Source organism: Brenneria rubrifaciens, assembly GCF_005484945.1.
Classification (GTDB): Bacteria; Pseudomonadota; Gammaproteobacteria; order Enterobacterales; family Enterobacteriaceae; genus Brenneria; species Brenneria rubrifaciens.
Window position 1 is genome coordinate 2,090,675 of the sequence record NZ_CP034035.1, and the last position, 24,554, is coordinate 2,115,228.

Sequence of the window (24,554 nt, forward strand, 5' to 3'; positions counted from 1 at the left end):
TTACCGGGCTGCCATCACAGCAGTTCCGCCACCTCGTCGGAGATCTCGCCGTTGTGGTAAACCTCCTGTACGTCATCGCAGTCTTCCAGCATGTCGATCAGACGCATCAACTTCGGCGCGGTTTCCGCATCCATATCCGCTTTGGTGGAAGGGATCATGGAAACTTCCGCGGATTCCGCCGCCAGCCCCGCGGCGTCCAGCGCATCTTTCACTTCACCGAAGGTTTCCCACGGCGTGAAAACATCAATCGCGCCGTCATCATAGGTGACGACGTCGTCCGCGCCCGCCTCCAGCGCGGCGTCCATCACCGTGTCCTCATCCAGACCCGGCGCATAAGAGATAACGCCTTTTTTGGCGAACAGATAAGCAACCGAACCGTCGGTGCCCAGGTTACCGCCGCATTTGGTAAACGCGTGACGAACCTCGGAAACGGTACGGTTACGGTTGTCGCTCAGACATTCCACCATTACGGCAGTGCCGCCGGGACCGTAACCTTCATAAATAATGGTTTCCATGTTGCTGTCTTCGTCACCGCCCACGCCGCGGGCAATGGCGCGGTTCAGGGTATCACGCGTCATATTGTTGGACAGGGCTTTATCGATCGCCGCACGCAGACGCGGGTTTGACCCCGGATCGCCGCCGCCCAACCGGGCGGCGGTGACCAGTTCGCGGATGATCTTGGTAAAAATCTTGCCGCGTTTGGCGTCCTGTGCTGCTTTACGATGCTTTGTGTTGGCCCACTTACTATGACCTGCCATAAAAATCTCCGAAAAAAGCCTGTTCAGGCCGGATAACTAACAAATTCCTCAATCGCCAGCCGGTTACTCCACGACTTGGTCAACTGCGCCGCACCGGGCGCATCCAGCCACTGATAAGCAAGGTGTTCGGTAATGATCACCTCACGTTCTTCGGGCAACGCCAGACAGAACCAATGTTCCGTATTGTGCGTCACCCCTGGCGCATAGCGACGTCTCAAATGAGCAAATAGCTCAAACTCAATACAGCGTTGACAGTCAAAGAGTGATAACGCCTCGGCGGATATATCGATATTCACTTCTTCTTTAACTTCACGCTGCGCGGCAAACGACGCGCTTTCACCCTCTTCTAGGCTGCCGGTGACCGACTGCCAGAAATCAGGATCGTCACGCCGTTGCAGCATCAGCACCCGCCCGGTATCACGGGCATAAATCACCACCAGAACCGAAACGGGTCGCTTATATGCCATGTTATTCGTTCTCTGACTGACTAGCCTGAGCATCCTGCGCAATTTTACCTTTGCCGACGACGGCAATGGACAATTCATCCAACGCGGCTGGATTGGCAAAGCTCGGCGCTTCCGTCATCAAACAGGCGGCCGCCGTGGTTTTCGGGAAGGCGATAACGTCGCGGATGTTGTCCGTACCGGTTAACAGCATCACCAGACGATCCAGACCAAATGCCAGCCCCGCGTGCGGCGGCGTGCCAAATTTCAGCGCATCAAGCAGGAAGCCGAATTTTTCACGTTGTTCATGCTCGTTGATGCCAAGCATACCAAATACCGTTTGCTGCATTTCACCATTATGAATACGCACGGACCCTCCGCCGACTTCATAGCCATTGATGACCATATCGTAGGCGTTGGCGATCGCCGACACCGGGCTGGCGGCCAGTTCCGCAGGCAACATATCGCGCGGCGCGGTGAACGGGTGGTGCATCGCCGCCAGACCGCCCTCCTCATCTTCTTCAAACATCGGGAAGTCGATCACCCACAGCGGCGCCCAGCTCAGGTCTTTGGTCAGGCGCAGATCGCGCCCCAGTTTAAGACGCAGCGCCCCCAGCGCATCGGTCACCACTTTCGCGCTATCCGCGCCAAAGAACAGGATATCGCCATCGGTGGCGCCGGTACGTTCCAGCAGCGCGGCCAGCACCGTTTCACTCAGGAATTTGGCTACCGGACTCTGCACGCCTTCCAAACCGTTGGCGCGCTGGTTAACCTTGATGTAGGCCAGCCCTTTGGCGCCATAAATTTCAACAAACTTGCCGTATTCATCAATCTGCTTACGGCTCAGTTGCGCCCCGCCGGGTACGCGGATGACGGCAACGCGGCCTTTGGCGTCATTGGCCGGGCCGGAGAACACTTTAAATTCTATGTCCCTGACCAGATCGGCCACATCCACCAGTTCCAGCGGGTTGCGCAGATCCGGCTTATCGGAGCCGAAGCGACGCATCGCTTCCGCGAAGGTCATGACCGGGAACTCGCCCAGATCCACGCCGTTAACATCCAGCCACAATTCACGCACCAGTTTTTCCATCACTTCACGCACCTGCGGCGCGGTCATGAACGAGGTTTCTACATCAATCTGGGTGAATTCCGGTTGACGGTCGGCGCGCAAGTCTTCATCACGGAAACATTTGACGATTTGATAGTAGCGGTCAAAACCCGACATCATCAGCAATTGTTTGAACAACTGCGGCGACTGCGGCAACGCATAGAATTTGCCTTTATGAACACGGCTTGGCACCAGATAATCCCGCGCGCCCTCCGGCGTTGCTTTTGTCAGCATCGGGGTTTCGATATCCAGAAAACCGTGATCGTCCAGAAAACGGCGAACAAAGCTGGTGATGCGGGCACGGGTTTTCAAACGTTGCGCCATTTCAGGACGACGTAAATCCAGGTAACGGTATTTAAGACGCGCTTCTTCGGTATTGGTCTGGTTAGCGTCCAGCGGCAGCGCCTCTGAGCGGTTAATGATGGTCAAATCGCTGGCGAAAATTTCGATCTCGCCCGTGGCCATCTCTTTGTTAATCTGACTTTCCGGGCGGGCGCGCACCGTACCGGTAAGTTGAATGCAGAATTCGTTGCGTAGTTCGGATGCCAGTTTAAATGCGTCCTGACGATCCGGGTCGAAGAACACCTGAACCAGCCCTTCGCGATCGCGCATATCGATAAAAATCAACCCCCCCAGATCGCGGCGGCGGTTAACCCAACCGCACAATGTCACTTCCTGGCCCACATGGGACGAATTCAACTGCCCGCAATATATAGTACGCATACGATGTCCTTTTACTCAGCCGCACCACCCACGCGTTTTCGCTGTACGCGACAATCGAAAAGGCAATGATATTGTTATACGGCATGGTTTTTCTGGATTAGTGTCCGGTGAAAAAAGGCGAGCATTATAAAGGAAATTCGCCCGCGCGATAAGTATGAAGGTAACGCTCTGCGGCTCGCCAGCACACTCTATTTTGATAAATTTCATTATCGGCTAATAAGATGACCGCGCATACCGGGTAAATTTGTTAACCGAACTTGCCTGAGGGTTGGCGCATCGTGCCCTGTTGTTAAAAAAGTTGCGGCATCTTTACCCCTGGGATAAAAAACGCCGGCGCCTGAATCCCGGCATCTGATATCCCGCTACCGTAGACAAAATATTTAGAACAAATAACTTTTAATGAAAAACAATTCGGTTATAAAAACTAAAATAATATAGATTCACAAAATATCAAAACACTATGTTTAACCGAGTATGCTAAAATCACGAGTGACCTATATCTTCTCTACGCCATGACAAAAAGGACTACGTCATTGATATTGATTTCTTTGATAAAAATTTCTCATAAACATGGCTTACATGGAGACTAATTATGTATTCATTCGTTGCCCGTCAACCCATTTTAAACCACCGCCTCGAAACAGTTGCCTATGAACTCCTTTTTCGCATTGATGTCACGAATAAATTCCCTGACGTCAGCGCTGAATTCGCCACCGCTCAACTCATATCCGACCAATTTTTGACAAATCCGTTAATCAAGTTAGCCGGTGAACAATTGTGCTATGTAAACTTCCCTTACCAAATGTTAATAAATGGTCAAGCGGAAATATTGCCACTTGAAAAAGTGGTCATTGAAATTCTTGAAAGCGCCACGCCTGACGATAAATTATTCAATGCAATAAAAAAGATGCACCAAAAAGGATTCAAGTTCGCGCTTGATGATTTCATAATGAACCCTGACTGGAATAGATTTTTACCTTACGTCGATATAATAAAATTTGATTTAAAAAGGTCAACATTCGATGAGATTGGAAGTTTTATTAACACCTCCACTCACAATCATCTGACCTACCTTGCCGAAAAGGTAGAAACCCATGAACAGTATATGCAGGGAAAGAAAATCGGAATAACGCTGTTTCAAGGATATTTTTTTAGTCGACCGGAAATCATGAAATCAAAAAGATTAATTAATAATTCCAGTAGCACCATCAGACTGCTGAAAGAAATTAATAATCAGGAACTTAACTATGCCAGAATTGAAGAGTTAGTTTTTGCAGATTTATCTCTTTATTATAAGCTAATGCGGTATGTTACCAATATTAAATACAATACTCGGTTCGGCATAACCTCTTCTTCCATGTCTTTTCGCGCGATGTCTATCCTCCTTGGGCAGAAAAAACTTAAGCGTTTTATCTCATTAATCAGTATAACAAACAGCAATGCGGAAAAACCCAGCGAAATATATCACTCGAGTTTAATCAGGGCCAGGATTTGTGAATTACTCCATATCGGGCGTAACCTTGAAGATGATCCGACAGAAGCCTTCTTGTGCGGATTATTGTCACTGCTTGATGCCATTTTAGATTGCCCGATGCCTTTATTGCTTTCTCAGATAACCTTATCTGACAAGGTCAATCGGGCTTTATTGAATCATACTGGTGAATTTGCCGTCTACTTGACATTAATTTCTGAATATGAGCAACAGCAGTGGGAGCATCTTAATTTTTACCTAAGCTGTCTGCAAATAAATGAAGCGGACTTTTTCCGCATAGTAATGGATGCGACACTTTGGGCTGATGAAATGCTTTAATTTATTGATAGCATTAACATAAAATGACAAACGGCATATCTATGACGATAACGCATCACAAAACCTTTGAGTGACCGCAGCGCGGCTACTCAAAGATAACGAGAATAAGTCGTCAATCATTCTTTTTATAATGTGAGCTGAATAGAATGCTCCCCTTTTATTAATTCGATCTTTATCTGTTCTTGTTTCGCATCAAGCGGTATCTCGACCTCATCCAACGTTGCCCGTGAGATCCCCCGGCATCGGTGAGCGTCATTCACGACCTTAATCAGGTAGTGACTTTCTCCCAATGTTACTTTTGCCTCAAAACCGGGCCAGTCATCGGGAATGCACGGACACAATACCAACTGACTCCCCTCTCGGCGGATACCTAAAATCCCCTCGACGCCGGCGCGGTACATCCACCCCCCCGATCCGGTATACCAGGTCCAGCCGCCGCGTCCGATATGCGGCGCCACGGAATAGACGTCGGCCGCCATGACATAAGGCTCAACCCGGTAACGAGCAATCTGCTCCGCTGTCGAACCGTGGTTAATCGGGTTAAGCAAGGCAAACAGGCCGGCGGCCTTATTCCCTTCGCCCAACGTTGCGAAAGCCAGTATCGACCACATCGCCGCATGGGTGTATTGACCGCCATTTTCGCGTAACCCCGGCGGATAGCCTTTGATGTAGCCGGGATCTCGCGCCGTACGGTCAAACGGAGGTGTGAACAACAACGCGAGCCCGTCATCGCGGCGAATAAGATACTCCTCCAGCGACGCCATCGCCGTCGCCGCCCGTTCCGCATTCGCCGCGCCCGAAAGCACCGCCCATGACTGTGCGATTGCGTCGATGGCGCACTCATCATTACTCTTACTGCCCAGCCAGGTGCCATCATCAAACGTCGCCCGACGATACCAGGCGCCGTCCCATGCCGAGCGCTCGATCGCCTCCCTGACTGACGCCGCATGAGCGCGCCAGCGAACCGCCCGCGCCGCGTCACGTTTATCAGCCAACGGCGCAAAGCGTTCTATGGTATGGATCAGCAGCCATCCCAGCCAGACGCTCTCACCTTTTCCCCCCTCGCCGACACGGTTCATACCGTCATTCCAGTCTCCCCCGCCGATCAGCGGCAAACCATTCTGCCCCGTCAGGCGCAGACATTGATCCAGACCGCGCGCGCAGTGTTCAAATAGCGACGCGGTTTGCGTGGACGGCGTTGGCTGGAAGAACGCGTCATGTTCCCCCTCGGCAACGGGCGGGCCTTCCAGGAAACCCACTTGTTCGGCGAGGACATCGTAATCCTGACTCACCTGCACATAGGTGGCGGTCGCATACGCCAGCCAGACCCGGTCGTCAGAAATATGCGTTCTCACCCCGGCACCGGAATGCGGCAACCACCAGTGCTGCACATCCCCTTCGGCAAACTGCCGGCCCGCGGCGCGCAATAGATGTTGCCGCGTATCCTGAGGACGGGAAAAAGTTAAGGCCATGCCGTCCTGCAACTGGTCGCGGAAGCCATAAGCCCCGCTAGCCTGATAAAAGCCGCAGCGGGCCTGAATACGGCAGGACAACGTCTGATACAGCAGCCACCCGTTGAGCATGATATCCATGGCGCTATCGGGCGTTTTTACGACCACCGCCCCCGTCACCGAGTCCCAGTGCGCTTCAACTTCACGCAACACCTGGTCCAGATCGATCTGCCGGTATTTCTCAATCAGTTTTCTGACCGGTTCAACAGCGGCGTCCTGTCCGATAAGCCAGACAACCTCGGCCTGCTCACCCGGCGCGATAGTGACGGTGGTCTGTAACGCGCAACACGGATCGAACCCCGCCTCGGTATTCCCTGACAGCGGGCTGTTTTTCACCAATGCCGCCGGCGAGCGCATGTGCCCATCGCGCCCCAGAAACTCCGTTCTGTCCGCCGTGAGCGATGACTGACAGCCAGACAAATCGGCAAAGCCGACCCGTCCGGGAAAGCCGCCAGACCAGGGATTCTCCACCAGAACCGCCCCCGTGGGGTCATCCACATGACTTAGCAGATAAGGCGCGCTGGCGCTGCGTGAGGTGCCCAGCACCCACTCCGCGTAAGCCGTGATCGTCAGTTGGCGTACCTGCGTTGAGGTATTGCGCAATCGTAAACGGGAGATTTTTATCGGGTCAGCCAGCGGGACGTACTGGCATAATTCTGAAGCAATACCATTGGCATCATGGGTAAATCGGCTATAGCCAAAGCCATGCCGCGCTACGTAGCATCCACCGTCATTTATCGGCCACCGGGTCGGCGTCCACAGCACCCCGCTCATGTCGTCGCGGATGTACAGCGCTTCACCGCCGGGATCAATCACCGCATCATTTCCCCAGGGGGTCAATTGATTTTCACGACTGTTTTCCGCCCACGTGTAGCCGCTTCCCTGCGCGGAAACCTGAAATCCAAACGTGGGATTAGCGATAACATTAATCCACGGCGCGGGCGTGGCATGGGTGGCATCCAGCACGGTGACATACTCCCGGCCCTGCCGATCGAAGCCCCCGATCCCGTTGAAGAACGCCAACCCCTCAGGACGCGGGGTTTTATCCGGCAGGCTCTCCGGCGATGCTGCGTTAACCGGGCGAACTTCCCAGGGCGAAGGCGGAATCAACGCCAACTGATGGGAAATCGGCCCCCGGCGGGCGGTCAGCGATACCCGTGCGATTGACAGCAACAGCGCTTTTGATTCTTTCGACAGTAGATCGGCACGCAGCGCAAATACCTCGCCACGCGTGGATGCGCCACCCAGACGCGGCCTCGATTGGCTGCTGCGGATCGCCGTTTCAATGGCGATCTGCAAATTTTGGATATAAGACGACGACCGTTCATTCACAATCACCAAATCCACGTTCAGCAATTTCATTCGCCAGTATTCATGGGCTCGCAACAACTGATGCACTTGCGCCATATCGTCAATATCATCAATGCGCAGCAGCACAATCGGCAGATCGCCGGAAATAGACATTGACCACAGGCCGGATTGCTGGCCCGCGCCATCCACGATGGATGCGGAAGGCGCACGGAAACGCGGATCGGTATAAATGACCGGGGCAGCCAAACGCTGAAAATCCGCGGCTTCTTCAGATTTCACGCCAAGATGACGCAATTGCACCTGGGCCTGCGTCCAGGCAAAGGTCTTATCCCGCTCATAGGCGCTGCGATCGTGATGTTTATCAATCACCGCAAGCAATTCCTCACGCGATGCGGCCACTACGGTCCAAAATGCCAGACGCACCGTTTTGCCTGCGGGAATATGCACCTGCTGACGCAGTGAAAAAATGGGATCAAGCACCGTACCGGTGGTGTTTGACAGCCGCTGATGTCCCAGAATGGCATCCGCCGTCATCACGGACTGTCCCCGCCCGATAAAACGGGCGCGATCAGACTCATACTGCATTTTGCTGCCGACCGCGCCTTCCAGCACCACGAAGTGCGCCGCCCAGACGGGCGGCTCATCAGGCGTTCGCGGGCGCCGGGTGGCGATCAGGGCGCCAAACTCATCCAGATATTCGGTTTGCACAAACAGGCGAGAAAACGCGCTATGCGCGATATCGGCGCTGGCAGGGGCCAATACAATTTCCGCGTAGGAGGTCAGCTCGATGTCTCGCCGCCGCCGTCCGCTGTTGGTTAGCGTCACCCGGCGTACTTCCCCGTCGCTTTCTCCTGACACCAGCACATCCTGAGTGGTGGTCAGAGAGCGCTCATGCCGGATATAAGAGGCGTGGTCTTCGCCAAAAATCACCTCATAACGATGAGTCGGCCCACCAATTTTGCTGCCAATCAGACCGGATGAGACTGGCAGGTTGCCCACCGTTTCGCTCAACTGACGTTGCTCGCCCGCAGACCAGATCCGATTGCTGCGCGTATCGCGCAGCAATACAAAACTGCCCCAGGCATCCTGCGTGGTGTCTTCACGCCAACGTGTAATCGCTAATCCGCGCCATTGGCTATAGCCGGACCCCGTCGTGGTTAACATCACCGCGTAGCGGCCATTAGAGAGTAAATGCGTGATCGGCGCGCCAGAGGGAGACGCGGAGAAGCGCCGCACCAGTGCCGTTTCATTGCGGCTTTCCCAGCCGCCGACTTTGAGATCTTCAACCTGCTGTTCGGCGAGAGCGGCATGCACAGGCAGGCTTTCCTGCAACAGTAATTCACATGACTGAATCATGGGCTCGCGATGGAAACGCTGGCGCATATTACCGTGGTGTAACGTGTTGGCAATCGCGACCAGCGTCATTCCCTGGTGGTGCGCCATGAAACTGTAAACAATGGCGACCTTTTCTTTCTCCGGCAGACGGGACGGGGTGAAATCAAGCGCTTCATAAAAGCCATAGCGACCGGAAGCCCCCATTGCGGCTAGATACGCATAGTTTCGGCAAGCGGCCAGCGGGTCAACCATCGTTGCCAATCCGGTGGCATAAGGCGCCACGACCAGATTATCCGCCAGTCCGCGCTTTAATCCCAAACCAGGCACGCCAAAGTTTGAATACTGATAGGTAAAATCAATGTCCCGCGCGTTATAGGCCGACTCGGAAATGCCCCAGGGCACGGATAAGGCGCGTCCATAAGCCTGTTGTTGCGCGACGACCGCGCGCATCGTTTGTTCCAGCAAACTCCCCACTGGCGTTTGCATCACTAATGACGGCATCAAATATTCAAACATTGAACCAGACCAGGACATCAGCGCCGAACCATGAGCGGTATGAACCGCCGAACGCCCCAGCCGAAACCAGTGGCGTGTACCGACGTCCCCTTTCGCGATAGCGAACAGGCTGGCCAGCCGGGCTTCGGAGGCCAGCAGATCGTAACAACTGACGTCAAGCTGATTTTCAGACATTAAATAGCCGATCGACAGCAGCTTGCGTTCTGAATCGATAAGAAATGCAAAGTCCATTTCCATCGCCATTTTGCGGGCGCGCTGCGCCAGCGTTTGCAGGCGTTGATTCAGCGCTTCGCGCTCAGCGGCTGAATATTGAAACTCCTGCTCATGGGCAGCCAGCATCGATTGGGTCGCATGAATCCAGAAGATCGGCTCAGGAATAGTTTCATCATCATCGGCAGGCGGCAACAGCGTATGAACTCGTTGCAACAATTCTTCCAGTTGCGACCTGGCTTCCGGTATCAGGCGTTCCATTGACCGATGACCATGCAGCGAGTGCTTTATTTTCGCCAGCGGTCTGAATAACGCGATCTCACCCCGCGTTTCTCTATACAACGACAAAGATTCGCGGATCAAAAGCAGATGGTCGGCCAGCGGCTCGCGAATGTCCCGCGTCCCCGGTTCTTCCTGCCACAACTCGCAGGCGTTCGCCAATACGATCAGATTACCGGCCAGATTGCCGCTATCAACCGAGGACACATAGGCAGGATGCAGCGTTTGCAAATCCCGCGTGCCGTACCAGTTCAGAAAATGACCTCTAAAACGCGGCAATCGATCCATTGTCGCCAGGGTAGCGCTGAGCCGGTCGACCACGGCGGAGAGACCACACCAGCCAAAATCCCGCGCGGCGACGGCAGAGAGTAAATACAGGCCGATATTGGTTGGCGAGGTTCGGTGGGCCACCACCGGTTTGGGTCGCTCCTGAAAGTTATCCGGCGGCAGGTGATATTCATCCTCGGTGACAAAGGTTTCAAAAAAACGCCAGGTCCGTCGTGCGATTAATCGCAAGGCCCGCTTATCCGGCTCGCCGATATTTTCCTGACGCGAAACGGCGCGTTCCCGACTGACCCACTGCGCCAGCGCCGGGGCCATCAGCCACAACAGGCCGAGAGGCAACCAAAGCGGCCAGTTCTGAGGCGACACCAGCAAAGCGCCGCCAACCACGACCGCACTTAGCAGTAGACCGCCCTTCATCTGACGATAAAAACCGACTATGGTCAGACGCGGGCTCCTTCCAGACTGGGCCGCCGTCGTCCATTCCAGCAAATGTCGCCGGGTAACGGTTAGCCGCGCAAGTGTGCGAATCAGCGCATCGAGCGCTTGCCAGCTATGATCGGCAAGAAAGGCCAGTGAGAGAAACGCCTGCATCAATGCCAGCTTGAGATCGCTATACAAATGCCGGAAAGGATGGCTTTGATTAAGCGGCTGTTGTCGGGTCAAGCCCCGCAGACAGCGGGCGGCCGCATCCCAGAAGGCCGGTAAACAGGCGGGAAACGCCAATACCAGCAGAACCATAACGAAACCTTTCCATGCCAGGTCCAGCGGCAGCATCCCCCAACCGCACAACATTAATAACAGACCCGGCGCCAGCAGCGAACGGCGCAAATTATCGATCATCTTCCAGCGCCCGACCACGGGCAAACGCACTGCCGAACCCGAGGCGCTACGCACCTGCCCCAGAATCCACGGCAACAATTGCCAGTCGCCGCGCGTCCAGCGGTGTTGCCGTTTGACGATCACGTCATAACGGGAAGGAAAGCTTTCCACCAGCTCAACATCGGAGGCCAGCCCCGCACGGGCATAGATCCCCTCAAACAGGTCGTGACTGAGCAGGCTATTTTCAGGGATCAGGCCCTTAAGCGCCCGTTCAAACGCGTCAACGTCGTAAATGCCTTTTCCCGTGTAGGAACCTTCACCGAACAAATCCTGATAAACATCGGATACGGCGGCTTCATAGGGGTTGATTCCGCCTGGTGCGGAGAAAATACGCTGATACAGCGATGCCTCGTGTCCCGCAGGCAGGGAGGGCGTAATGCGGGGTTGCAGTATGGCATAACCCGCGACGATATGCTGTCCGCTGCTGTCCCAGCGCGGCTGATTAAGCGGGTGAGCCATTTTGCCAATCAGTTTCAAAGCTGCGTCACGGGGTAGACGGGTATCGGCATCCAGCGTAATCACATAGCGAACATCGGCAGGGACATGGACGGCCTGTCCGTCAATCGGGATAAAACTGGTATCCGTGGCCCCGCGTAACAACCGGTTCAGTTCATGCAGTTTTCCTCGTTTACGTTCCCAACCCATCCACACGTTTTCACTGCTATTGAACAATCGTCGGCGGTGCAGCAGTAAAAAACGCGCGCCGGCCGGCCCTTCCCCATAGTGCTCGTTAAGCCGTTGTATGCCGAGCGATGCCAGCGTTAACAGAGGTTGATCGCCAGCAAGGGTTTCTGTTTCGGCATCCACGCCATCGGTCAACAGCGCAAACGTGATATCCCCTTGTCCGCTGGACAGGTAATGTACTTCCAACTGTTCTATCTGTTGCAGCATGTCCTGCTCGCCGGACAGCAAGGTTGGCACCACTACCAGCGTTCGGCAAGAGGTCGGTACGCCTTGCAACAGTTCAAGCCCGGCCAACGGCGCGGCGCCAAACAGCCAGACAATCAGCCGGTTGACCCAGGCAGTGGCGATTTCAGAGAAAGGAATGACGCACAACAGGCCAATTACCAGCAGCGAGGCATTTGACACGGCGGAAGACGATAAGACAAACCCGGCGCCTGCCAGCAACAGCGCCGTGAAAAACCCAATGGCGCCGATGTAGCTCGCCATTCCAATGCGTAGCGTAAATCGGTTAAAACGCAGCACAAATGCGGGCCGAAAGCCAATGATCGCTTCAAGCTGCGGCCTGCCTTCCGCTATCAGGTAGTAACCGGGTTCACGTTTTCGTTCGAGGTCGTCGGACTCGGGGGTAACGGTCACCTGAAGGGCCAACTGGAGCGCTTTTTCCGCGATATCCAGTTCGCTGCACGTCGCCCGTCGGGCAAGTTGTTCAATCGCGCTGCGGTATAAATTCCGAGTGGTAAAATCCATCGCCGCGAATTCGCTGCCGGCCCGCAAACGCGCATCCACCAGGCTGACGCTTTCAAAAAACGTCGCCCAGTCAATATCAGAAATCAACCGCATACTGGTAATGATATTGCGCACGGTGACGTTAGAGCTTCCCAGACGCTGCTGCACATGTTGCACAACGTCTTCCGTCGAGCTTCCTTGCTGTTTAAGCCGCTGTTCAAGCCATCCCAGCGCGGGCGTTGTCCTGGGATCCTGATCGCGTAACCGCTTTATCAGTTGAGCGGCAAACGTCTCTGACAACGGCTCGTTATTATCAGAAAAAAAACGATATGAAGAGATCGTGCCGGCCATAATGTCATCATCCCGTCCGGCGTCGGTATCGCCGGCGCGCAATAGGCTATTTGCCACCCGCTCCGCCTCTGCGCGGGCCTGACGGCCGACGGTCATCTCGTCGGCGAGGCGGCGCAAGTTTTCTATCAGCACAATACGCAGGGTGATGGCCACCGCCCAGAGTTCACCTATGGTCAGGGGCTGAACTTCTTGATAGGCCATGATGAAGCGGCGCAGCGCCTCGGGGTCGACATGGCTGTCAGTATGGGCGATAAACGCCCACACCAGACCAAATACCCGCGGATAACCGGCAAAAGGCCCCTGTGATAATTTAGGCAGTTGCCGGTAGTATCGTGGGGGCAGATCTTCACGGATTTCACGAATTTGCGCCGCCACCAGATGATAATTATCCAATAACCACTCCGCCGCCGGCTCCACGTTACCGCCTCTCTCCAGTTCGTGCGCGCTGGTGCGGTAGGCCGCCAGCAAGACCTTCGCGTTATCATTTAAGCGCTGGTGTAATGAGGTCACATCAGGAGGTGACAATGTCACAGGTTGAGCCGCAGCCAGCGTGCGCCCATGTTGTTCCAGCCGTTCCATGCCGAACAATTCCCCTCTGACGGGGAGAGTGTCATTCCACGGGGGAGATGCTTGACGCAAAGTGGTTTGGCGCAAGAAGGAAAGCGCCCGGGGGAATCTATTCATAATCGCCTTTTAGCCTAAACGCGGAAGATACGGCGGCATGTTTAAGGTAACCTCCAGAAAGCTGGCAAACCTTATTAGCGCAGGATTGTCTGCACTTGATACAGGAAATGTATGATCAATTCGCTCGAACCGTAAAAAAAGCAGACACCGCGTCGCGATAGTGGAAATGCAGAAGTGTGTAAGTATAGTCGATAAACGTCAGTCCATTGAACGTTGTACCAAAACAAGAAAGCGGCAGAGCCGGAGAGGAAAAATATTGGATTATATATACAGGGATTGCTCACCCTTTGGTCGTGTTTTAAAACGCCGATGCAACCAAAGATATTGGTCGGACGCCCTCATAATTTCGCGCTCTATCACCTGATTCAGATAGTGAGCGGCCGACAGACTGTCATCATAGGGATAATTTTCCAGTTCAGAAGAAATAATTAGTTGATATCCTTGTCCGCCGGGTTTGCGGATCACCACCGCCGTCACCAGTTTCGGTCTGGCCAGTTTAGCAATAATGAATGTTCCATTACTGGTCGCCGCCCGTTCGACGCCTAAAAAGGGGACAAATACGCTGCCTCTCACGCCATTATCCTGATCGGGTGCAAACCAGACAACGCCGCCGCGTTTTAATGTGTGCACCATTAAGACCAGTTTTTTCCGGTCAACCAACACATTCCCCGATCTTGAACGTCCCCATTTTTGCACCAGCTCCATTATTTTACTGTTATGAGGCCGATACATGACGGTCATCGGGTTGCAATGGCCCAAAATGCGGAAATGCAATTCCAGCGTCATGAAATGTACGCCGATAACGATAACGCCGCTTTGTTTCTTCTGCGCGGCCAGCAAATGCTCCAGGCCGGTGATCTCAATCCACTTTTTTATCCGCCGATCGGACCAGAACCATGCCATGCCCGTCTCCATCAGGGCGATGCCAAGAGAGGAAAAATTATCTGTCAATTTATCTTCCAGCTGTTGTGCGCTGATATCGGGAAAACAAAGCATCAGGTTACGCCGGGCAATCGCCGCACGCCTTTTTAAAAAACGCATCGACTGACGGCCTAACCAGCCTCCAAGCGCGACCAGAATGGGGTAAGGCAACTGAACCAACAGAAACAAGACGCCCAATCCAGACCAAAGCAGCCAGTATCGGGGATGAATATAGCTCAAAAAAACTTTACAGCGATTAACCATATACGCTTACTCTAAATTATCCGTGCATTCTCTTTGACAACAAAAATTTAATAACATGAGATCATTCAGGTGTGATAATCCAAATTTGTGATATTTAATCCAGTAGAGTGGCGATTCCCCCCATCCATGTAGTTTTTCATTATGTCCAAAATGAATGTCATGCAGATGACACGCCGTGCTAAATGCCAGAGAGAATCACTCGGGTTTGAGTAAACAAAAACACTTTCAGTTCATCCTGTTATCTGCTAGCACATCCCTTGTTGGAGGTGACCTAGACTACACGACAACCTTATGAAAATAAATAACAAAACATTTCCATTATTTATTTTTCGGCAAAAAAACACAGGCCGCATTTAGGGAAAATAATCGTGATATAGCCACGAAGTCTGATTCTGTTTTATTCAGTAACGTGGGCGCATATAGGGGCAAGCAACTTTTACGGTGCGGTTGCTCAACATCCAACGGCATCAAAGATAGACAGATCTTTTACCAGATAGATGTATGGACGCAAAGTGTACGCCCTATGATCGGCAATGGCTCTGAGCTCATTGTTATACCCGTCAATACTTCAAGTTTCAGGTGCGTCGGCTTCCTACAACTTAAATTATTGGGGTCAAACATGCCGCACGAACCGAGTCAAATCTACACGGCTAATGATATCCAAACTTTAAGATACAAGGGTATAGTATGTAGAACTCAGTACTCATTTTTACCGATGAAGAACAAGGCTTATGCTGTACATTGGTCTACCGCAGTGGCAACACGCAGCCTGGAACCGTTTAGGGTTACACAATCTGGCTGATTATTCGCGCTATTTTAACTGCGTTGAAGGAAACACCACATTCTATGCCCTGCCTTCCCGCGATCTGGTGATGCGCTGGCGGGATATGACGCACGACGACTTCCGCTTCTGCTTTAAATTTCCGTCCGCCATCAGCCACCAGGCAGCCCTGCAACACTGTGAAAGCGAGGTGCTGAGTTTTTATCACAGCCTGGAACCGCTGGCCGATCGCATTGGGCAGTTATGGCTCCAGTTGCCCGCTGCGTTTAGTCCGGTACAACTCCCCGACCTGTGGCAGTTTCTCGACGCACTTCCAAAGGCATTCTGCTATGGCGTGGAGGTCAGGCATTCGCTGTTTTTCGCCAAAGGGGATGAAGAGCGCAGTCTGAACCAGGGCTTGCAGCAACGTGGCGTCAACCGCGTCATTCTTGACAGCCGTCCCGTCCACCACGCGGCGCCTGATAGTGTCGCAATACGGGAGGCGCAGCGTAAAAAACCGCGTCTCCCGGTCCACGCCGTGTTAACCGCGACGCAACCGCTCATTCGTTTTATCGGCAGTGAAAATGCACTGGAGAATCAGCGCTGGTTTCAGTCCTGGCTGAAAAAGCTCCCTCAGTGGTCATCCACGCGGCCGTTCCTGTTTATTCATACCCCGGATATCGGCGACTCGCCACCGCTGGCCCAGCACCTCTGGCCTTCGCTGGCTGAGGTAATGCCGTCACTGCCTCCAATACCAGACTGGCCTCAGCAGGCATCGCTGTTTTGATCATGCATATAATTCGCAGCAACATATTTAAGATAAAAATAATTAATCTTGCAGGCGACAGTTCTAGTCGGGAAAGCTATTATTCTGCAAGCCGTTTTTGGTTAGGTTATGGAGTTAAAAATGGTAAGCGCGCTCTACGTCGTGCTCGGCGCATTGTTATTGATAAAACTGTCTCTTGATGTCGTTAAACTCAGAATGCAGTATCGCGTAGCCTATGGCGACGGCGGGTTTTATGAGCTTCAGACGGCTATCCGCATCCACGGTAACGCTGTTGAGTACATTCCCATCGGCGCTATCCTATTGGTTCTTATGGAAATGAATGGCGCGATAGTGGCCGCGATCCATCTGTGCGGGATTCTCCTGATCGTCGGACGTTTATTTCACTATTACGGTCTGTATCACCGTGAATTCCGCTGGCGTCGTTCCGGCATGCTGGCCACCTGTGTCTCGCTGGTGCTGATGACGCTGCTCAATCTCTATTATTTGCCCTGGGAACTTGTATTTACCCTGTATTAATCGGCGCTCGTCAATCAGGCAACACCTGTTGCGGGTGAAGCGCCTTGCTCCTTAATTCGTCTTTACGCGCGTGTTTCCCTCACATGGTTGTTGTCTTACGCGGTCACAAGGCAACAACAGCGCATGCTTTATTACCTCATTCTGCTAGAATATCGCCTTTCAATTATCTATCTCAGCCCTATTTCCGTCATGCCAAACCACGATATGCTTTTTTCCGTTCCGATTGCCAATCTGGGCGACTGGACTTTCGACGAACGTGTAGCCGACGTTTTTCCCGACATGATTCAGCGTTCTGTTCCGGGATATTCCAATATTATCTCAATGATTGGCATGCTTGCCGGGCGCTTCGTTCAGGCCGAAAGTCAGATTTACGATCTGGGTTGCGCTTTGGGAGCGGCCACGCTGTCAATAAGACGCAATATTCACCTACCGGGTTGCAACATTATCGCGGTCGACAACTCGCCGGCCATGATCAAACGCTGCCGTAACCATATTGACGCCTTCCGTTCCGATACCCCGGTTACGATCGTTGAATCCGATATTCAGGATATCGAAATAGAAAACGCCTCAATGGTAGTGCTGAACTTTACCTTGCAGTTTCTGGAACCTGCCAATCGGCAATTATTGCTGAACCGCATCTATCAGGGTCTCAATCCCGGTGGCGTGCTGGTGCTGTCGGAAAAATTCAGCTTTTCCGATGCCGACATTGGGGAGCTACTGTTCAACATGCACCTCGATTTCAAGCGGGCTAACGGCTATAGCGAATTAGAAATCAGCCAGAAGCGCAGCATGCTGGAAAATGTGATGCTGACGGATTCGGTGGAAACACATAAAAATCGTTTAAAACTGGCGGGATTCCCGCACAGCGAAGTCTGGTTCCAGTGCTTTAATTTTGGTTCTTTGCTGGCCATCAAAACAGAGAATCAGGCATGATCGATTTCGGCAATTTCTATCAGCAAATCGCCAAAGGCCCGTTGAGCCACTGGCTGAATACGCTACCGCCGCAATTAAGCCAGTGGCAGCAGGCATCGCTGCATGGGAAATTCAAACTGTGGTTTAACACGCTCGAGCATCTTCCCGCGCTAACGCCAACCTCGCTGGATCTCACCCACAGCATCACTGCCCGTATGGAGCCAGACCTCTCCAGCGGGCAACGTGAAGGTATCGAAATGCTATTGCGCAATCTAATGCCCTGGCGCAAGGGTCCGTTTTCCCTTTACGGCGTAGAGATCAACACCGAATGGCGCTCTGACTGGAAATGGCAACGCGTGCTGCCGCACATCAGCCCGCTGAAAGACCGCCTGATTCTTGATGTCGGCTGCGGCAGCGGTTATCACCTGTGGCGCATGGTGGGCGAAGGCGCGCGCATGGCCGTCGGTATCGATCCCATGCAACTGTTTTTATGTCAGTTTGAAGCGGTCCGCAAGCTGCTTGGCGACGATCGGCGCGCTCACGTGTTACCGCTCGGCATTGAGCAATTACCCGACCTGGCGGCATTTGACACCGTATTCTCCATGGGCGTGCTGTATCACCGCCGCTCGCCGCTCGATCACCTGTGGCAGTTGAAAAACCAGTTGGTATCAGGGGGGGAACTGGTGCTGGAAACGTTGGTGATAGAAGGGGATGAACATCAGGTTCTGGTGCCGGGAGAACGCTACGCGCAAATGCGTAATGTGTATTTTATTCCTTCGGCCGCAGCCTTGACGAAATGGTTGGAAAAATGTGGTTTGACTGATGTCCGCGTGGTGGATATCTGCACCACCACCACGCAGGAACAACGCCGGACCGACTGGATGATTACCGAATCGCTGGCGGAATTCCTCGATCCCGCCGATCGAAGCAAAACGGTGGAAGGCTATCCAGCGCCACGGCGTGCGGTGCTGGTCGCCCGTAAACCCTAATCATCTAAAAAATAAAGCGAAAGAAAAAAAGCCCCGGAAATACGCCGGGGCTTGGTACTCGCAAGCAAACCTGATGGTATGCTGCGCGGCAAAGGGTAGATAACTGGCAGTCATTAGGAAAGGGATGAGGTTTCATGATCCCCACCCAGCGCTCGCGTCATGGCAGCAACCACATCACCGTCCACGCGGTACTGACTGAACTCATCCCTATCGGTATTATCCCCACACATGGAAATACCGGCTTTTCGATAACGCATTACTGATGACGTCCATTGACCCGCTGAGCTGTGGAGTTCCTGAATGCCGCTTTGCTTGAACTTGTGGAGATTGGTCAGTCGTACGCCTGAACCAGCCATGATTATTGGACCACGGCTGGCGCGAGTTAGTTCACGCAATAACGCCAATCCATTTTCCGCCGTTTGCTGCTGCCCCGAGGTCAGTATGCGGGATATGCCCAAATCCGTTAATTGCTCCAACGCAAGACGCGGGCTCAGGCACATATCGAAAGCACGATGAAATGTCACCTCCATGTCTTGAGCCAACGACATAATTCGCTGCATTCGGGACACGTCGATGTGCCCTTCAGAATCCAAGACCCCTACCACCAATCCCGGAAACCCCATTTCCCTGATTTGTTCAATCTCATACTTGATCGCTTTAAATTCTGTATTGCGGTAACAGAAATCCCCGCCCCGCGGACGCACAATCGGATGAACGGGAATCGTTACTTGTTCGAGAGCGAGGCGCAATAAACCATATCCAGGCGTTAATCCTCCTTCTCGCTGCCCGGCGCAGAGCTCTACCCGATCCGCCCCGGCCTGCGCCGCCGTTACCGCGCACTCGACGCTGTAGCAGCAGACTTCCAGTTTCGGCATAGCCACCTCCAGTTCACTCCAATGAACGTCCAAAGCGTTTTCTTTATTGCGAAACAAATAACTATGGCACTCCGGTTCTCAACGTAAGGAGACAGGCGTCACAATGAATGCGATGTGTTTTTAGCATAAACATGGCATAAGCCACAATTTCGTTAATGCGTTTATCGAAACGTAATTAGCGGTGAATCGTGACGTCACTGTCGTTTTGCCCCTAACATTTACCCGTCCTGCTCACTGGCGACAATATCCCGGATATCATAAGGATGAAACTTGATGGTGACGTTACCATTGGTGAGCGCCAGCGTGGGATTGGGAAGACGATCTTTTTCACCCTGCGGTGAAATGAATTTAAGTTTTATCCCCGGCATGCGTAAAGCCTCATCCGATAAACAGGCTAATGCTCTCTGATGCAATGTTTCCGGGTCGCCGGGCAACACCAGTTCTACATGCTCCCACCCTTCATGGCGATAATATTTCTTGCCAGGCCAGGGTAATTCGATGCATTCAATTTCCCACGGCCCAACGCTGATTGCAGAATCTAATATAAACAAACAGATATTTCGTCCATTAATCCTATTCTCAGAAAAAAGCGTTCCTATACCTGATAGTTCGGCTTTCCAGCGTTCGGCCGTGGTGTTCTGGTGACAGCGCAAAGAGAGATGGTCGGCGCGAAATAGACTCAAATCAAGTTGAAGATCCGCCGCCAGCGTTATAACTTCTTGTTCAAAACGTGCTAAATCCAGGGTCAACGCCTTAGACAACATATAAGAAAACTCCTAACTTATTAGTGACTAAATAAGATATAACTTTATTCGGTAATTATCTTCAAATTCATGAACTTTCCTAGAATGGTTTTCGTTTAACTTATATTCATAATACATTTGTTAAAAAAAATAAAACATTTAAATACAATAAGATGAAAAACAAATCACATTAATTAACAAAAGTGTTTATTAACATTCATATATGAGATGGCTTTTGCAACTTGCATTGGGAGTTATCTTAAATAAAAGCAACCCCATTGTACGATGAAAAAAAACAGTATAGTGTGTCTGCTAAATATACACTGAGAGCCATAAATATGATCTTATTAGCAATTTCAATTTTACTCGTCATTATTGCGGCGTATGCTATTTTCCGTCATTTTAAAATCAGGAATGAACAAAAAATTGGCGGAAATCATCGTTCTAAAAAGCATTAAATAAATAAGCCTCCTGCCGCGCCCACTTTTATAATAACTGACGTAATAAAATCTTTTTTTACCCTTTCACCTTCTCCTTTCTACTTCATTGTAAACCTGTCACTTCCCGTTAACGATAGCCCGTTTGCTGACTCATATTGGTAAATATGGTATAAGCAAGGGCTTGATCTTTTAATTAAGGTAACACGGTGAATATTCAGGCTCTTCTCTCCGAAAAAGTCAGCCAGGCATTGGTAGCCGCGGGTGCGCCGCTCAACAGCGAGGCGCAGGTCCGTCAGTCGGCAAAAGCACAGTTTGGCGATTACCAGGCGAACGGCGTTATGGCCGTTGCAAAGCATCTGGGCATGCCCCCGCGTCAGTTGGCAGAAAAGGTGCTCCAGTGTTTAGCGCTGGATGGCATTGCGACGAAAACAGAAATCGCAGGCCCTGGTTTTATCAATATTTTTCTTGATAAACAATGGGTTGCCACCCAGACAGAGAACGCGCTGAACGCGCCCAAACTGGGTGTGACGCCCGTTGAACCACAAACCATTGTTATCGACTATTCCGGGCCTAACGTTGCCAAAGAGATGCACGTGGGCCACCTGCGTTCCACCATTATTGGGGACGCCGCCGTCCGCACGCTGGCGTTCCTCGGCCACAATGTGGTGCGCGCCAACCATGTCGGCGATTGGGGCACACAGTTCGGCATGCTGATCGCTTATCTCGAAAAAGTGCAGAACGCTCAGGCCGGCGAGATGGCGTTGTCTGACCTTGAAGCCTTCTACCGCGAAGCGAAAAAGCATTATGACAACGATGCCGAATTCGCTGAACGCGCCCGTGGCTATGTGGTGAAGCTGCAAGGCGGCGATGAATACTGCCGTCAGTTGTGGCGTAAACTCGTCGATATCACCATGTCGCAAAACCAGCTCACCTATGAACGTCTCAACGTCACGCTGACCAAAGATGACGTGATGGGTGAAAGCCTGTACAACAGCATGCTGCCCGGCATTGTGGCCGATCTGAAAGCGAAAGGTCTGGCTGTTGAAAGTGAAGGCGCCACGGTGGTTTTCCTTGATGAGTTCAAAAACAAAGAAGGCGAACCGATGGGGGTCATCATCCAGAAAAAAGATGGCGGCTACCTCTACACCACCACCGATATCGCCTGCGCGAAATACCGATATGAAACGCTGAATGCCGATCGCGTGCTTTATTACATTGATTCCCGCCAGCACCAGCATTTGTTGCAGGCCTGGACCATTGTCCGCAAAGCCGGCTACGTTCCCGACTCCGTCAGCCTGGAACATCACATGTTCGGCATGATGCTGGGTAAAGACGGCAAACCGTTTAAAACCCGTGCGGGCGACACCATCAAGCTCTCCGATTTGCTGGACGAAGCCTATGAGCGCGCCTATAAGCTTATCGAATCCAAAAACCCCGATATGTCCGCCGATGAACTGAGCGCATTAGCCAAAGTGGTGTCCATCGGGGCGGTAAAATATGCCGACCTGTCAAAAAGCCGTACCACCGATTATGTTTTTGACTGGGACACCATGCTGGCATTCGAGGGCAATACCGCACCCTATATGCAGTATGCCTATACCCGTGTGGCGTCAATTTTTAAACGCGCCGGCATACAGGAAGATGCGCTGACTCAGCCCGTCCAACTGACAGAAGCTCGCGAAATGGCACTGGCTACCCGTTTACTGCAATTTGAAGAAACGATTAACACCGTGGCCCGAGACGGCACCCCGCATGTGATGTGCGCCTACCTTTACGATCTGGCGGGGTTGTTCTCCGGCTTTTATGAGCACTGCCCAATCCTGAACGCGGAAAATGATGCAATCCGTCAGAGCCGCCTGAAACTGGCGTTGCTGACCGCCAGAACGCTCAAACAAGGTCTGAATACGCTGGGTATCGACACCGTCGAGAAGATGTAATTCGAGATGGCGTAACGCCGAATCTGGCTAAGCGCTAAACACAAAGGCCATTGGGAATGCCCAGTGGCCTTTTGCTATGCCGTTTTTTATCCGTATCAGGCCAAAACCCGCCGGGCAAAATCCCGCGGACGGAAACCCAGTAGGGCCAGCGTAGCGAAGTACGCCCCGGCGCCCGCCACTACCACTACCATCAGACGCGCGATGCGGTTTGCCATGCTGCCGACCTCCCAGGCCGGCATCCACCACAGCAGGCCCATCAGCACCAGCGACATCACGGCCACGCCGACAAACAGCTTCGACAGAAAGATCGTCCAGCCCGGTTGGGGATGGAAAATACCCTGCTTGCGCAATTGCCAGAACAGCAAACCGGCGTTCAGACAGGACGCCAACCCGATAGACAGCGCCAGTCCCGCGTGCTGCAACGGCCCGATGAAAATCAGATTCATTATCTGGGTCAAAACCAGCGTGACGACCGCAATTTTTACCGGCGTTTTGATATCCTGCCGGGAATAAAACCCCGGCACCAAAACCTTCACGGCGATCAGTCCCATCAGTCCGACCGAATAGGCAATCAGCGCACGTTGCGTCATGACTGCGTCAAAGGCGCTGAATTTCCCGTACTGAAACAGCGATACGGTCAGCGGCTGCGCCAAAATCCCCAGCGCCACCGCGCTCGGCAGAGCCAGCAGGAAGCACAGACGCAGTCCCCAGTCCATCAGACGGGAATACTCATCCTGATTGCCGCTGGCAAAACTTTTCGCCAACGAAGGCAGTAGAATCGTTCCCAACGCCACGCCCAGGACGCCGGAAGGGAACTCCATCAGGCGGTCGGCGTAATACATCCACGACACGGCGCCTTCACTGAGAAATGAGGCGAAAATGGTATTGATGATCAGCGAGATCTGGCTGACGGAAACCCCAAGAACCGCGGGTCCCATCAATTTCATCACCCGCCAGACACGGGGATCACGCCATTTTATCCGCGGCAACACCAGCATCCCGATTTTCTTCAGATGCGGCAGTTGATAACCAAGCTGGAGCACTCCCCCCACCAGCACGGCCCAGGCAAGCGCCATCACCGGCGGATTAAAACACGGCGCCGCGAACAGGGCAAACCCGATCATGCTGACGTTTAGCAACGTGGGCGCAAAGGCGGGAACGGAAAAGCGGTTCCAGGTATTCAGCACCGATCCCACCATTGATGTCAACGAGATCAGCAAAATGTAGGGGAATGTTACCCGCAGCAGCGCGGAGGTCAGTTCAAATCTGTCCGGCGTGGCCGCGAATCCGGGAGCCGTCACCATAATGACCCACGGCGCCGCCACCATTCCGGCTACCGTCACCAGCGTCAGAATCAGCGTCAGCATGCCGGAAACATAGGCCAGAAATGTGCGGGTCGCTTCATCGCCCTGCTGACTTTTGTATTCTGCCAGGATCGGCACAAACGCCTGAGAGAACGCGCCTTCGGCAAAAATTCGGCGCAATAGATTAGGCAGTTTGAATGCCACAAAGAACGCATCCGTTGCCATGCCAGCGCCAAAAACCCGCGCCACTATCGCGTCCCGGACAAATCCCAGAACGCGGGAAAACATCGTCATAGAACTGACGGCTGCCAATGATTTAAGTAGATTCATCCGATTTATATTCTGAAACGTCCGGGGACGATTATCGACCATTTAGGTCATCTGATTGTGGCATGCGACTAGTCTACGCATTGTACGCTTAATAGCTACCGGCCATTGTTATCGCCGCCGATCTTTTCAGCTTTTTCCCAGCCCCATCATGCCGACATGCGGG

The 24,554-nt window shown here is 52.7% G+C and carries 14 protein-coding genes; 6 read left to right on the plus strand and 8 right to left on the minus strand.

The features are described 5' to 3' along the window. Nucleotides 1–14: 14 nt before the first annotated feature. The 3 genes from EH207_RS09735 to aspS are packed head-to-tail and all read right to left on the minus strand — an operon-like array spanning nt 15 to nt 3,032. On the minus strand, nt 15–758 hold the full coding sequence (locus EH207_RS09735) for a YebC/PmpR family DNA-binding transcriptional regulator (protein WP_137713826.1): 744 nt from the start codon (nt 756–758) through the stop codon (nt 15–17). A 23-nt stretch (nt 759–781) separates the two neighbouring features. Continuing rightward, nucleotides 782–1,225 (minus strand): dihydroneopterin triphosphate diphosphatase, encoded by a 444-nt coding sequence (gene nudB / locus EH207_RS09740; RefSeq protein WP_137713827.1) that lies wholly within the window; start codon nt 1,223–1,225, stop codon nt 782–784. A 1-nt stretch (nt 1,226) separates the two neighbouring features. Beyond that, nucleotides 1,227–3,032 carry an aspartate--tRNA ligase gene (aspS, locus tag EH207_RS09745; RefSeq protein ID WP_137713828.1) on the minus strand — a complete coding sequence of 602 codons (1,806 nt, stop codon included), beginning with the start codon at nt 3,030–3,032 and terminating at the stop codon, nt 1,227–1,229. A gap of 592 nt (nt 3,033–3,624) precedes the next feature. Here aspS and EH207_RS09750 point away from each other — a divergent pair. Next, nucleotides 3,625–4,842, plus strand: a complete 1,218-nt coding sequence (locus tag EH207_RS09750) for an EAL and HDOD domain-containing protein (RefSeq protein ID WP_137713829.1) — start codon at nt 3,625–3,627, stop codon at nt 4,840–4,842. A gap of 125 nt (nt 4,843–4,967) precedes the next feature. Here the strand turns inward: EH207_RS09750 and EH207_RS09755 are convergent, their stop codons facing one another. Together EH207_RS09755 and lpxL are read right to left on the minus strand one after the other, a co-directional pair. Beyond that, entirely contained in the window at nt 4,968–13,613 is an 8,646-nt protein-coding gene (locus EH207_RS09755) for a glycoside hydrolase family 94 protein (RefSeq protein WP_137713830.1), read from the minus strand. Between the two features lie 261 nt (nt 13,614–13,874). Further along, a complete protein-coding gene (gene lpxL, locus EH207_RS09760; protein ID WP_137713831.1) occupies nt 13,875–14,798 on the minus strand; it encodes an LpxL/LpxP family Kdo(2)-lipid IV(A) lauroyl/palmitoleoyl acyltransferase in 924 nt (307 codons plus the stop codon). A gap of 731 nt (nt 14,799–15,529) precedes the next feature. Between lpxL and EH207_RS09765 the strand changes: the two genes are divergently transcribed. The 4 genes from EH207_RS09765 (at nt 15,530) to cmoB (ending at nt 18,762) form a co-directional block, all read left to right on the plus strand. After that, nucleotides 15,530–16,345 (plus strand): DUF72 domain-containing protein, encoded by an 816-nt coding sequence (locus EH207_RS09765; protein ID WP_137713832.1) that lies wholly within the window; start codon nt 15,530–15,532, stop codon nt 16,343–16,345. Nucleotides 16,346–16,465: 120 nt separating this feature from the next. Next, complete coding sequence (locus EH207_RS09770; protein ID WP_137713833.1) at nt 16,466–16,861, plus strand: MAPEG family protein; 396 nt, start codon at nt 16,466–16,468, stop codon at nt 16,859–16,861. Nucleotides 16,862–17,050: 189 nt separating this feature from the next. After that, nucleotides 17,051–17,794: a carboxy-S-adenosyl-L-methionine synthase CmoA gene (gene cmoA / locus EH207_RS09775; protein ID WP_137715314.1), complete on the plus strand. Its 744-nt coding sequence runs from the start codon at nt 17,051–17,053 to the stop codon at nt 17,792–17,794. Continuing rightward, a complete protein-coding gene (gene cmoB / locus EH207_RS09780; RefSeq protein WP_137713834.1) occupies nt 17,791–18,762 on the plus strand; it encodes a tRNA 5-methoxyuridine(34)/uridine 5-oxyacetic acid(34) synthase CmoB in 972 nt (323 codons plus the stop codon). Before cmoA ends, cmoB begins: the two co-directional genes overlap by 4 nt. A 113-nt stretch (nt 18,763–18,875) precedes the next feature. Here the strand turns inward: cmoB and cutC are convergent, their stop codons facing one another. Together cutC and EH207_RS09790 are read right to left on the minus strand one after the other, a co-directional pair. After that, nucleotides 18,876–19,637: a copper homeostasis protein CutC gene (gene cutC / locus EH207_RS09785; RefSeq protein WP_137713835.1), complete on the minus strand. Its 762-nt coding sequence runs from the start codon at nt 19,635–19,637 to the stop codon at nt 18,876–18,878. A 218-nt stretch (nt 19,638–19,855) separates the two neighbouring features. Further along, entirely contained in the window at nt 19,856–20,401 is a 546-nt protein-coding gene (locus tag EH207_RS09790; protein WP_137713836.1) for a VOC family protein, read from the minus strand. 625 nt (nt 20,402–21,026) lie between these two features. Here EH207_RS09790 and argS point away from each other — a divergent pair. Then, nucleotides 21,027–22,757, plus strand: coding sequence for an arginine--tRNA ligase (argS, locus tag EH207_RS09800; RefSeq protein WP_137713838.1), 1,731 nt, complete (start codon nt 21,027–21,029; stop codon nt 22,755–22,757). Nucleotides 22,758–22,852: 95 nt separating this feature from the next. Here the strand turns inward: argS and murJ are convergent, their stop codons facing one another. Then, entirely contained in the window at nt 22,853–24,391 is a 1,539-nt protein-coding gene (murJ, locus tag EH207_RS09805; protein WP_137713839.1) for a murein biosynthesis integral membrane protein MurJ, read from the minus strand. Between the last annotated feature and the right edge of the window lie 163 nt (nt 24,392–24,554).